The following is a 13,373-nucleotide window of genomic DNA, read 5'->3' on the forward strand; positions in this document are numbered from 1 at the left end:
TATGTAAGCGATTGCATAAATAGAAAAATTGAAGGTTTGTTTTCTAATGTGTCAAGTTTTTTTATTCGTTTGTAGTCATACTAATATGTCAGCCTAACTAAAAAACAGCAACTTTTTCTCATAAACATTTTAGTTATACTAGTATGTTAGTAACTACATTGTACCCGCTATCTTTAGTAATGGCAATATTCTTACAATTAATTTTAGCTTTGGGTGCTTTTTGGTTATTTTGCTCTTTGTAATGGGCCTCTGCCCTTGTCATTAGAAGCAGAGATCTATAGCTTCATGGATGAATGGTCCTGTTTTGTTGGTCCGGAATTCCCGACTTCCTGTAAAAATAGGTGTTCACTTGATCACGCCATTCCATGGCATTGTCCCGTTGCATTTTTAATCGCTGTTTGACACTTTCAAATATGGCTTTATTCACTTTTCCCTCTATTCCGTTCCACTTGCCGATAAAGGCTTCTATCTCTTCCACCCCTTCAAAGTGGGTATCATAAATATGCTGGATGACCGTCTTCTCTGATTTCAATTGATGGGTGTAAGGCACATGATGGAAAAATAATAACAGTTCATCTGGACAGAGCTCTAACGAATCATATACTTTTGCATTCGGCTCTTCATATTGCGAGCTATACCCTGTCCCTGTTTCCACCGTCCGGTCCACACCGATGCCATCACGATCGGCAAAGTGATAAGTCCCCCATTTCGAATACTCATAGCCATCGACATTGGGACCATAGTGATGGTTTGGATTGACCATCCAGCCAATTCCCAATGGTGCTGTGTACTTTTCATAAACTTTCCATGAATGAAGCAAAATGTACTCGACCGTGTCGACCACTTCTCGATCATGCCCGAAGGTCAAATGAATCCATTCCTTTGTTATTTGTTCTGTTGTCAACTCAGGATTCCAAATTAATCGCCCATATCCATAAAGGTTCGCTTGAGCAAGGGTATGTCCGGTCCAGTTCGCGTCATTTCCGATATTTGAGACTGCAGCGATACCGCTATATTGATAGTCATGAAGCGATCCGTCTACAATCGACTTAATCTTCGAACCCTCTCCCTTTGTGTACGTTTCAAAATCCAGTACCTCTTTCCACTGAGGAATCAAGTAGCACACGTCGATTTGCTGACCGGTATATTCCTGTGCAATCTGAAACTCCAGCATTTGGTTGGTTTGTGTCATGGCTCCCAACAAAGGGGAAACGGGTTCGCGCACCTGAAAATCCATCGGACCATTTTTTATTTGCAAGATAACATTATCCGTGAATTTTCCATCCAACGGCTTAAAATGATCATACGCAGCTCTTGCTCTATCTGTACTTCTGTCCCGCCAGTCCTGTAGATGATTGTAAACAAAGCAGCGCCAAATCACTTTTCCGTCAAACGGTTTTAAAGCCTTGGCCAGAACATTTGCCCCCTCTACGTGTCCCCGGTTATAAGTGAAAGGACCAGGCCGCCCTTCCGAATCTGCTTTGACAATAAACCCGCCAAAGTCCGGAATATATTCATAGATTTCCGCTACTTTATCCTTCCACCATTTTTCCACCTCTGCACTAAGCGGATCGGCCGTATCCAAACCGCCCAATTCCATCGGACTGGCATAATTAATGCTTAAAAAAGTGATGATTCCGTAAGCTGAAAAAATGGATGAAACCGCTTTCACTTTCGGCAAAAATGTCTTGCTGATCAGCTTCGTTTCTACGTCCCATACATTTACATTGTTGATCGAAATAGCGTTAATGCCCACAGAAGCTAACAATCTGGCATAATCTTTCACTCTTTTTAAATCTTCTTTAAAATCATTATCTGCATAAAAAATAGATTGACCGGAGTATCCTCGCTCGATTGAGCCATCCATGTTATCCCATTGATTGATCATCCTGAATTGATTTCTTGGTGACTCGACTACTGCGATTGGGTCAATAGGAACCTCTTTTTGCAGAAGTCTTAACAAATGAAATGCTGCATATAGGGCTCCTCTGTCGGTTTTTCCGATTAACAGGATAGCCCGTTCTTCTTTTTCAAACACGGACTTCAACAGATAGCCTTCATCTGTGATGTCTCGAAAAGTATTAGGAGAAATCCCATATTGCTTCAGGTCCACTTGCTCGTATGTACCTAAGACAATGCGCCCTTCACCGAATGCGTCAGGATTGAGGGTTACCCCTAACATAGACTGGATTCCCTTCTTCAATTCATCTGCCGCAGATTCCAAAATCTTCGACTCTTCTTTTACCTCAATTGTTGCCAGCCATTTTTTGTATTCTTCTTTTTTCGCTCCTATCGGCCTATATTGGAGCCAAGCTTGATAGCTATCGGTATCTAACATATCTTTCACACTCTTCACCCTTTCTAGAGAATGGCTCTGCATGTTCAACTAAAATAATTGGAATAAGCAAGCTTTAACTCTTCTTTTTCGTAATTCACCAAATTGAGATGTTCAAGAATTAACTTCTCAGCCATGTCGGCTTCCTTTTGCTGAATATAATTATAGATATCGCGATGCTGTGAGACGAGTACATCCCAGTCCAGGTCTGAAGCCAGCCTCAAGACACGCAGTCTGTCGAAATGGCTGTTCATTTGTCTGATCATCTTCCATGTCCGCAATTTATTACACCCTTCGAACAGCAGCAGGTGATATTGGTCATCCAATTCCAATAATCTGGAATACGATCCTTTTTCTAAACATAATTCCTGCATGGCTAAGTTCGATTCCAAATGGAAAAGCTGTTCTTCCCCGAATTTTTGACATGCCTCCCGGACGATGGCTCTTTCAATATTCTCCCTCACAAATCTGCCTTCTTCTACAAGATTTAAATCAATTTTTGAAACAATACTTCCGATTTGCGGAAAAATTCCCAGCAAGTTTTCCTGTGATAACTTTAAAAAAGCCTCCCTGACTGGTGTGCGGCTTACTTCCAAGTCTGCAGCAATCTCTTGCTCGGAGATTTTATGGCCTGGCTCCAGCTCTAATTCAATGATTCTTTTCTTTAAAGTTTCATAGACAAAACTTCTTGTTGAAAGGTTTTCCCGAGTGATCACTGATGAAATTTCCCTCACCCCTTTACGTAACAACCGTCATTTGATACTCTAATTGTACTAGTATGGTAGTTATAAAAACAGTATAGAGTGTTTATCTGGCAATTTCAATCCCTTTTTTCGCTTGTCTAAATCGTTTTTAACGTTATCCCCCTAAATGACAACGCTTGCAAAAGGGGTTGTGATTGTATATAAATCAACTGATGGAAGGAGAAAAAAATGAAGAAGAGAAATGGAATGGTTTTAAGTTTACTGCTGATTTTTGCACTAGTTTTTGGGTCCTTCGGTTGGCAAAGCACCTCTCTTGCCAAAATGAAAACTTCAACCGAATCCCCGGTAACAGTTATTAAATGGGACAATCAACTTCAAGAGATGGACGGTTTTGGCGGATCATTTGCCTTTCACAAGGGCGGCTCGATTATGCGGTTGGAGGAGCCGGTAAGAACTAAAATCCTTGATCTGCTGTTCAGTCAGGAAAATGGCATCGGCCTTAGCATTGTGCGAAGCATGATTGGAGACGGCGGCATTAATGATTGGGGAAATGAACACTACGACGGCCCAACCGACACCATTTTGCCTTCACCTGAAGAATATGTGTGGGAGAATCCCGACTGGGATAAAGAAGAATTTGACCAGTATCAGATTTGGATCATGAACGAAGCTAAAAAACGGGGCGTGGATACATTCTTAAGCACTGCTTGGAGTGCTCCGGCCTGGATGAAGCAAAACGGCAGTGTAATCGATAACGGCACAGCCCCAAACAAGCTGAGAGAAGATATGTATCAGGAGTATGCAGACTACTTAGCAGCATACGTGGAAGGATATAAGGAACACTTTGATCTCGATATCACCCACATTTCTCCAGCAAATGAACCGGATTTCTCCGGTGGCTACTCCAGCAGTTTGTGGACACCAGAAGAACTGAACACATTTGTCAGGGATTTTATGGGTCCGACGTTTGAAGAGAGAGACATTCCGGCCGACATTGTTTTGGGGGAATCAGTGGGATTCAATGAAGAATTCGCTCTTCCGGCCTTGAACGATCCGATTACCAACGAGTACGTCGATGTAGTTGCCGCCCACGCATATACTGGATTGCAAAACGGGGGAACAGAACCAGATCCGGAAGCTTTCCACCAGACACAGGAATTGGGGAAAACCATCTGGCAAACCGAATACATGAACCAGGGAAGCAACAAACAAACTTTTGAACATAATACGATTACAGACGGACTTAGATACGCCAATTTAATTGGCAATATGTTTGAGGAAACCGGGGCGAATGCCTATTTTTGGTGGTGGCCGGCAGCAAATAACGGAGCTGATGGTTCGGATTTGATCCGCCTCGTTAATGATGGCAGCGACCAAGGCATCGCACCGACGGAAAATGGCCAATTCCGGATTTTTAAACGTTTTTACACCTTCGGAAATTATAGCCGTTTTATCCAGCCCGGCTACCAAATGATTGAGGCCGATAAACATCCAGCAGAAGATATCATGGTTACCGCCTATAAAGATCCTCAGACTGATAATTTCACCATCGTAGCAGTAAACAACAGCGACCAAAATCAAGAGATTACTTTCGACCTGGAAGGATTCCCGGGAGATGCAGAAGCCGTAATACCTTATCGCACTTCTGCCAGTGAGAATCTTGAAAAACTAGATACGGTCGAAACAAACGACAACCAATTTTCAATGGAGCTGAGAGAATCCAGTGTTACAACCTTTATTCCTAAACAATTCGAGCTTCCTGCTCTTCCGGATATGAAAGATGTATTTTCCTCTTATGTGGCAGCAGAGAATGATGGCCAATCCTCGGGACTGCAAACCATGGAGAGTAAAGCTGGTGACAAAGTGATCACCAATGTCAGGGATGGCTCCTATATCAAATATACGAATGTGAATTTTGCCGATGGGTCAGCCAGCGGACAGGCCGATAAGCGGGGAATCCTCAGTATGAACGCTACTGTCGCTCCGATTGCTGGAGGTACCATTGAGGTTCGGCTGGACGATCCGGAAAATGGCAAAGTAGTCGGAACGATGGAAGTGCCTAGAAACGGAAACCCGAATGACTGGAAGAACGTTTCTACCATGATTGACACTAATTCTACTGACGGCGCAAATGGTTTCCACGATTTATATCTTGTATTCACTAACGATAACCATAGTAACAAGAAGATGTTTAATGTAAAGGAATTTCAGTTTAGTGATGAAGTAGTCGAATAGGTGCGGCTGCCCCCATTTTGTTGGGGGGCAGTTTTTTATTGTTTTAAGAAGGTTTTCTAGCAAAATGGAGAATTAAGAATGGTACTAGGAAAGGAAGGTGATTATTATTGATTGTCAAAAAAAGAGCAGTTCCACGCAAACTGCAAGTGCTGGAAGCATTGATTCGCCGTTTACCTGCAAGTCACTCCAAATTCCCCTCTATAAAAGAAGATTACGCCAGAAGACTCACCGGTTATCATGGTGAAAAGCAGATCGATTTCCATCTAACTTCTCTCCCTCCAGATTCCTTTTCCATCTTTCATGATTTACGCCTCCCTTACAAACAACATTTTTTTCAAATGGACTCTCTACTGCTGTCGAAAAAGTTTGCTGTTATTCTGGAAATAAAAAATGTGACGGGCACTTTGCTGTTTGATCAAACTTTCAATCAATTAATCCGGACTGCAGACGGGAAAGAGGAAGGCTTTCAATCGCCTCTTGTACAAGTTGAGAGTCAGAGAAGGAAGCTATTGGAATACTTTCAACAGAACAAACTTCCACTATTGCCCATCGAATCATTTATCGTGGTCAGCAACCCCAGGACAATTATAAAGGCAAGCGGCAACATTGAAGATATCTCGCGAAAAGTAATTCACTCCGAGTATTTAACAGAGAAGTTGAATGAAGTAAAAAGTCACTATGCAAAATCTCCCTCTTATTCTTTAGAAAAGATGCGAATTTCCCTTCTTGATTCCCATATCGAAGAACAAGTCAACGCCTATACATTTAAAGGAATCAGAAAATCGGAAATCCGGACAGGGGTCCAATGCCCTGATTGTAAAACCTTTGATATGGAAAGAGTTCATAGCAAATGGATATGCTCTTACTGTAAAAGTGAATCAAGAGATGCACATTTACAAGCAACCGCAGACTATATGCTTCTATTTACCCCCTTCATTACAAATCATGCGTGTCAACAGTTTCTTCATATTGATCGACATACGGCTAAGCGACTCCTAAGTAAAAATTTCTCAGCAAAAGGATATTCAAATCAGAGAAAATATTATAATAAATAATTGTTCTATTCATTATATGGAGGTGATCTTCTTCCCGGGGGAATTGTTCTTCTTTCCGGGATGATTTTCTTTTTCTGGATTTCGCTCTTCTTCCCGTGGGAGTCGCTCTTCTTTTGAACCTAGTTGATCTTCTTCGTCCAGGTTGATCTTCTTTTCCAGGTTTTCGCTCCTCTTCCCGTGGGAGTCGCTCTTCTTTTGAGCCTAGTTGATCTTCTTCTCCCGGGATGACCTTCTTTTTCTGGTTTTCGCTCCTCTTTTCGGAAGAGTCGCTCCTCTTTTGAGCCTAGTTAATCTTCTTCGTCCAGGTTGATCTTCTTTTTCTGGTTTTCGCTCCTCTTTCCGTGGGAGTCGCTCCTCTTTTTACTTTAGTTGATCTTCTTTCAATTCGTTGATTTTCTTTTTCCGGTTTTCGCTCTTCTTTCCAGGGAAGTCGCTCTTCTTTTCTTACTACTCGCTCTACTACAGGAACTACAACAACAGAAAAACCCCCGACTACGTCGGGGGTTCTCTCATTATCTATTTATTTCTCCGGTGCCAGTTCTATTGCCTGACGCAATGCTTCCAGTAAACTTTGGTCATCGGCGATACCGGTGCCGGCGATGTCGAAGGCGGTGCCGTGGTCGACGCTTGTGCGGATGATCGGCAGGCCGACTGTGATATTGACGCCAGCTTCCAGGCCGAGCACTTTGATCGGTCCGTGGCCTTGGTCATGATACATGGCGACCACAATGTCGAAGTCACCGCGTTGGGCGCGGAAGAACAACGTGTCCGCAGGAAGGGGGCCTTCTACGTTGATTCCTTCTCCTGTAGCACGTTCGATGGCCGGAATGATTTTTTCTTCCTCTTCACCATAACCGAACAAGCCGTTTTCACCTGCATGCGGATTGATACCACAAACGGCGATTTTCGGCTGTTTGATGCCGGAATTGCTTAACGTTTCATGAGCAAGACGGATAACGTGATAAACGCGTTCTGGTGCGATCATGTTGATGGCGTCAATCAGTCCGACGTGCGTCGTTACATGAATTACTTTCAACTTCGGTGATGAGAGCATCATCGAGAAATCTTTCGTGCCGGTTAATTCGGCCAAAATTTCTGTGTGGCCCGGATATACATGGCCGCCCTTGTGCAGTGCTTCTTTGTTTAAAGGCGCGGTACAAATGGCATCGATCCGGCCAGCATTGGCAAGTTCGATCGCCGTTCTCAGATATTCGAACGCTGCATGCCCTGCTTCCGGAGAAACTTGGCCAAACGGCAAGTCTTCCGGTAATATATCAAGATCATAACAGGCGATTTCACCGAAAGTGGTGTCTTCAAAATTTTCTGCTTCATTCACTCGTTTAATGGTGATTTCGGTATCGAGCACTTTTGCTGCCCGTTCCAGCATTTTGGCATCCCCGATGACAAATGGATGGGCATTTTGGTATACTTCTTGTTTTTGTAAACTTTTCACGATAATCTCTGGGCCGACACCTGCGGCATCACCCATAGTTATACCGACGATTGGCTTCTTGCTCATCATGTAAGACTCCTTTCAATTCCTGCATCGCTCGGTAAATCGATTCTGTTTGTCCGAACGCTCCTGCTTTTGTGACTGCTGTAATTTCACGGCTGGTTCCAATCAACGTGCCGACAGGAATTCCCGCCTCTATTTGTTTGATCAATCGGAAGCCTACAGCCCCTAAGTGGCGGGCGGTTTCTTTGGCGGTATCACCGCCTGTCAGAATAAAGCCTGTCAACTTTGAATGCTGTTCGGCGACAGTTGAAACAACCTGGCCGATGGCTTCCGAAATACGTTCTCCGATTTGGTTTTTACTAAGTTCCAGTTCTTTTCCCAGTTGCTTCACCTGTTCACGGATTTGCTGGTTGGATGGAACATAAAGCACAATGTCCTTCCCCTGTTTTAACGCGGCTTCGCTCATCTGCACATAGTGTACCGCATGTTGCTGCCAATTACCGGAAAAGATTTGCATGGTGTCGATTTCCACAGGTACGACGTTTTCCTGCTCCTTGGCATAGTGGACCTGCTGCTGCGTTACTTCCGACAAGCTGCCGCAGACTGTCATCACCTGCTCAGAATGCGGGACCACACTTGGCGCGGATTGATCACCTAGCTTAAGAACCAACGGAAGCACCTCTGCCAAACCGGCTGAACCTGCCCAGACAAGGTTGTCAGCCAACAATACCATCCGCTCCACGATGGCTTGCAGGTCGGCTTGTGTTTCGGCGTCACACACAATATATTGCACGTTTTGTTCCTTGAATTGTTTTATTTTTTCGACCCAGGAAACAAAGCTTTTACGTAATTCATCGGCTTTTAGCAATCCGACAGGCGCTCCGATTTCCTCTTCAATGATTGCCGGGATATATGACTCGGTGACGGGATGCTTGGGATCCTGTGCAATTTCCGTCTCGGAAATCTTCACACCTTTCACATAGTGATGACCGTCCACGGTCGTTCTGCCGTAAGGGGGAAAAGCCGGAGCTACAATGACAAACTCCGGTTGAAACACTTCCCGTACAGCTTCCAATTCTGTTCCAATATGGCCGCGTAACGTAGAATCCATTTTTTTATAAATATGCTGATAGCCTGAATCTTTCAAGAAATTTGCTGCTTTTTTTGTTACATCATAGGCATCTTCCCTGCTTAGTGCCCGGGAATTGGTGTCGATGACAATGCCTTTATCTACCTTTTCCTGATGGGTTGGGATATCAAACAATACAGACGTGTCAATACCTTTTTCTGTCAGCTGAACACCGCTGTCATTAGCGCCGGTTAAATCGTCTGCGATTATCCCGATTACTTGTGCCATACTAATCCCCCGTTCTTAAGATGCAGAGATTGAAGTTGCTTTTCCAGAAGAGGTATCTTTCTCTTCGTAGTCTCCAGGAAGGTTTACTCCCTTTTTCTCCAATCGTTTTACTAAAAATGCAATATATATCGGTAGTAAAATTGCTGTTGTCACGGTCGACGCTGCGACCTGTACTGTCGCAAGGTCAGTAACACTGGCGAAGCTGGCGTTTGCCGCCGCGATGGCTGCTGGTGTCGCCACTGCATTTCCCGCAGTAGAACCTTCTGCAGCTCCGACGATCGGATTCCATTTGAATGCTTTAAACACAAAGTAAGAAATGGTTCCTGTAAGGAAAACAGTCATCAAGCCAAGCACGATACCTGTCAATCCGCCTTCGATGATTTTACCGAAATCGATTCCCATACCAAGCGCAAAGGCGAAGAATGGAATAAGCATCGAACTTCCCTTGTCAAGGAAATCACGCATATCCGAATCCAAGTTACCTAAAACCATACCAACCAGAATAGGCAGCAGAACTGCGATGAAAGATTGCAGCGAGAACATCCCGTCAACGAAGCCCATTGCCCCGAAAATGGACAAAGCGACCATGGTGAAAAACGGTCCATCGTTTAATGCCAGCAAAGAATATGCCGCACGGTCTGTTTTGTTGCCGTATTGGCCGACGATGGCGATATACAAACCACCGTTACTGTTGGTCATTGCAGCGATGATGGCGATCGGTGCCAATCCAAGCCATAGCCCGTTATCTCCTGCCAGTGCGTAGGCAAGCAAACCGAATGCTGCACCGACGACCCATTTTGTCGTCAACAGTGTGGCGCCTTTCCCAAGACTGACTCCCACGTTGCGGAAGTTGATTTGTGCACCGGTACATAATAGGAACAAAGCGATCAAGGTACTTGCCCCATCCACGAACAGTGCCTGTGTGAAGTTACCGATTCTGAGTAAATCAGGAGCAAAGGTATTCAGGATTGCCGCCAATAGTAACGGAACGACCATCATGCCCCCTGGAATTCGATCTAACGTTGCTTTAATTTGCATTTTTCTTCCTCCCCCATTTTAACATGATTGTTTCAAAATAAAACAATATAATTGCTATAAAGCGTTTTCAGTTATTATATTAATGCAAACAGTTACAAAAAGCAACACAATTTGTAAAATTTTTGACGAAAAATACAACATTTCTCTTTCGGTCACGTTTTATTTTGCAACAAAATGGCGTAAGCTCAGTGATTGAGCTTACGCCAAAGCGTAGATCGATTGATTCCCAATCTTTTTGCCGCCTTCGATTGATTCATTCCTTCTTCTGCTAATACCTTTTGCATGATTTGCTGCTCCATATCAGCCAACGTTCCCTGGATGGAAAGGATGGATGTACCTTCTTGAGCAGCGAGTCCGGTCTGCGTCTGCAGGACAGAAGGAATAATGTCCTGTTCGACGTAATATCCGTTTGTACGCATGCTTAGTTCTCGCACGACCAGTCTCAACTGATCCAAATTTCCGGGCCATTCGTAATTTTGCAATGCCTGGACTGCCTCCTGCTTGATGCTTAATGTTTCACTGCCTTGATTGGCGTGAAACTCGGATAAAAAGTAGTGGACGAAAGCCGAGATGTCCTGTTTCCTTTCCCGCAATGGAATCAAATGCAATGTAATACCTGCCAGGTGTTGGAAGAGTTGGTTGTCCAAACGTTCGGCTGCGATTTTCAAGTCTCCCATCGCAATTACGGATACTCGTTGCTGTTTCCCAAAGAGCAGCTGCAACAACACCCTTTGAACGCCTATCTGGAGTTTGTCTGTTTGTTTTAGTAAAACGGTCCCTCGCTTTAATTCTATAATCGATGCTCTGCTTTCCAGTAAATACAGATCCTCCTCAGTGACCCTGGCACCATCGATTACAATCATCGGAGCCTCCTGACCAAAACGTTCAAAATGAATGGCCTGTGCAACCGTTTCGCGCCCAGTCCCCTTTTCACCGGCAATCCATATCGCCTCTTCCGCTCCCGCATAATTCTGTACACACTCTTTTACGTTTTGAGCAAAGGGGCTATTACCGATGATCGGCATGTGAGCCGGATTGCTTTTAATCTGAATCGCTTGTTCGGTCGCTTGCGATAAAAAGGAAGGACGGAGCAGGATCCCAACGAGCGAATCATCCTTTGTCGGAAAGGTCTGCACAAAATAAGACCGGTTCTTGCCAGCGATTACGGCGGATTGCTCTGCTTGCTGACCGTTCGTTTTTTGCAACATCTTCAGGACAGATTCTGTCTGCAAAAGATCCTGATCAAGAACCGTTTCGGAATACATGGGATTACTGGCCACGACTTCACCGTCTGGTTTAGACATTGCAAGTGCCGCGGGCAATGATTCAAATGCATTCTTTAAATGGGAGAACTGGTTTTTCACTTTACTGAACAGCCTGTGAATCCGTTTCGCTTCATTGAAGGCAGCCAATACCGCTTCCTTTCCGGATGTGATAAGTATCCCCCTTAAACCGACCTGCTCTGCCGTCTGGACGGTAACGACATCTCCCATGACTACCGCATAGCCCGCTTGTTTCAATGCTTCCAGGTGTCCTTTCACTTCTTCGCCGCTCCCGATGGTAATCATTTTGATGTCATATTCGAGAATATTGCAAATCGTAGCCGCTCCTTGCGAAATGTTTGGAAATCCAACCATTGCCACGCCTGCCTCCATGTCGCGGACCAATGTGAACACCCGCAGCATGTCATAGCCGGTGACATCGATCTGGATAACCGGTATTGACACAGCTTCTTCGATCAAGGAAGCCGTACCTCCCCGGCTGATTATCAGATCATAGCCGTCTTTCTCCGCCTGACGGGCCAATTCCACACCTTCCTCTAAGTTTCCGACTCCGATATCTATGGTAAGTTCCTTTTCTTGTTGTCGAAGATGCTTGACTGTCTCTGCTAACCCAGAATATGGAGCAATCACCATTGCTTTAATCATGATTATCCCTCTTTTTCTATTTCTGTTGCAAATTTCAACAAGTACATTATGTCATAGATTTTCGGGTATGTCATTAATAGGGACAGCCATTCAGGCGTTTAGCAAGTCATAGAATCTGTTTATACTTATGAGTAGAGGAACTTTCATATTATTTAAGGAGCCTTTATATGATTAAAATCGTAGCCGTAACAGAAGAAAACCGAAAATGGACCGACATCGATATAAAAGATGTCGATTTTTCACAGTACAAATGGTGGTGGATTGATTTCAGCGAGCCGGACTCCGAAGAAATCAAGCAGTTGGACACCGCTTTGCATTTCCATCCGCTCGCCATTGAAGACTGCATTCATAGTCTCCAGCGTCCCAAGCTGGACTACTATGATGATTTCTCTTTTTTCGTCACACATGCCATTCGTGCTGAAAGTCTGGAACAGCGGGAGATCGATTTTTTTATCGGAAGCAATTATGTGGTAACCTTCCACCACTGGGATTCTACCGAGGTTCAGCAGGTATGGGACAGGTTGATGCAGCAAGAGGATCTGACTGGCTGGGATGAATACCGGGTCTTTTACGAAGTATTGGACAAGGTCGTCGACAACTTTTTTCCGATAGTTTATCACTTGGAGGACCTGATCAATCAAGTTGAAGAAAATCCGGAGGACAAGCCAATGGATGTACTGCTCGATCAGCTTTTCGATTTAAGGCACGAGCTGTTGCGATTGCGCCACACGATCAATCCAATCAGAGATTTATTTTACCGGATGTTAAGCTCCCATCGTTTGGACGGAATCCGGGAACGGAGGGAATACTTCGCCGACATTTATGACCATTTGATGAAGCTGTCTGAAATGGTTGCATCCAACCGGGAAATCACGAATGACATCCGCGACAACTTTATTTCCGTCAACTCTTATCAGCAAAACAAGGTTATCCAGGTACTGACCGTCATCACCTCGATTTTTGCGCCTTTGACCTTCATCGCAGGCATTTATGGAATGAATTTTGTCAACATGCCTGAATTGGAGTGGCAGTATGGCTACCATGCCTCCCTCGCCGTCATGTTTATTATTACAGTAAGTATGATTATCTGGTTCAAGAAAAAAGGCTGGTTCGGATGAAGCATAGCATCGGAGGGGGGGACAGTCCCCATAATGAAGACGCATAGAGAGGGACTGTCCCCTCGGATTCATTGTTTCCCTACAAGCTTCTAAATAGGGACGGATCTTTGCATCCCTGAAGGTTGATATACAAAGGATTTGTATGTT

9 protein-coding genes are annotated in these 13,373 nt (G+C 44.4%); 3 read left to right on the forward strand and 6 right to left on the reverse strand.

What is annotated here, in order from left to right; translation table 11 throughout:
• Window positions 1-283: 283 nt before the first annotated feature.
• Both ABVF09_RS15110 and ABVF09_RS15115 read right to left on the reverse strand, forming a co-directional pair.
• Complete coding sequence (locus ABVF09_RS15110; RefSeq protein WP_371069594.1) at window positions 284-2,338, reverse strand: alpha-glucuronidase family glycosyl hydrolase; 2,055 nt, start codon at window positions 2,336-2,338, stop codon at window positions 284-286.
• Window positions 2,339-2,382: 44 nt separating this feature from the next.
• On the reverse strand, window positions 2,383-3,051 hold the full coding sequence (locus ABVF09_RS15115) for a GntR family transcriptional regulator (protein ID WP_153463403.1): 669 nt from the start codon (window positions 3,049-3,051) through the stop codon (window positions 2,383-2,385).
• Window positions 3,052-3,267: 216 nt separating this feature from the next.
• On the opposite strand from ABVF09_RS15115, the gene ABVF09_RS15120 reads away from it, so the two are divergent.
• Together ABVF09_RS15120 and ABVF09_RS15125 are read left to right on the forward strand one after the other, a co-directional pair.
• Window positions 3,268-5,274, forward strand: coding sequence for a glycoside hydrolase (locus ABVF09_RS15120; RefSeq protein WP_371069563.1), 2,007 nt, complete (start codon window positions 3,268-3,270; stop codon window positions 5,272-5,274).
• A 107-nt stretch (window positions 5,275-5,381) separates the two neighbouring features.
• Window positions 5,382-6,329: a nuclease-related domain-containing protein gene (locus ABVF09_RS15125; RefSeq protein ID WP_371069564.1), complete on the forward strand. Its 948-nt coding sequence runs from the start codon at window positions 5,382-5,384 to the stop codon at window positions 6,327-6,329.
• A 520-nt stretch (window positions 6,330-6,849) separates the two neighbouring features.
• Here the strand turns inward: ABVF09_RS15125 and pdxA are convergent.
• The 4 genes from pdxA to ABVF09_RS15145 all read right to left on the reverse strand — a co-directional run bounded on the left by pdxA (window position 6,850) and on the right by ABVF09_RS15145 (window position 12,108).
• A complete protein-coding gene (gene pdxA / locus ABVF09_RS15130; protein ID WP_371069565.1) occupies window positions 6,850-7,848 on the reverse strand; it encodes a 4-hydroxythreonine-4-phosphate dehydrogenase PdxA in 999 nt (332 codons plus the stop codon).
• Window positions 7,811-9,142: a four-carbon acid sugar kinase family protein gene (locus ABVF09_RS15135; RefSeq protein WP_371069566.1), complete on the reverse strand. Its 1,332-nt coding sequence runs from the start codon at window positions 9,140-9,142 to the stop codon at window positions 7,811-7,813. The genes pdxA and ABVF09_RS15135 overlap by 38 nt, the downstream gene beginning before the upstream one ends.
• 15 nt (window positions 9,143-9,157) lie before the next feature.
• Window positions 9,158-10,180, reverse strand: coding sequence for a 2-keto-3-deoxygluconate permease (locus ABVF09_RS15140; protein WP_051382142.1), 1,023 nt, complete (start codon window positions 10,178-10,180; stop codon window positions 9,158-9,160).
• A gap of 185 nt (window positions 10,181-10,365) precedes the next feature.
• Window positions 10,366-12,108, reverse strand: a complete 1,743-nt coding sequence (locus tag ABVF09_RS15145) for a sigma-54-dependent Fis family transcriptional regulator (protein WP_371069567.1) — start codon at window positions 12,106-12,108, stop codon at window positions 10,366-10,368.
• Between the two features lie 167 nt (window positions 12,109-12,275).
• Between ABVF09_RS15145 and corA the strand changes: the two genes are divergently transcribed.
• Window positions 12,276-13,226, forward strand: coding sequence for a magnesium/cobalt transporter CorA (gene corA / locus ABVF09_RS15150; RefSeq protein WP_371069568.1), 951 nt, complete (start codon window positions 12,276-12,278; stop codon window positions 13,224-13,226).
• Window positions 13,227-13,373 lie beyond the last annotated feature (147 nt).

The organism is Sediminibacillus sp. JSM 1682029, assembly GCF_041366435.1.
GTDB lineage: Bacteria > Bacillota > Bacilli > Bacillales > Amphibacillaceae > Sediminibacillus > Sediminibacillus terrae.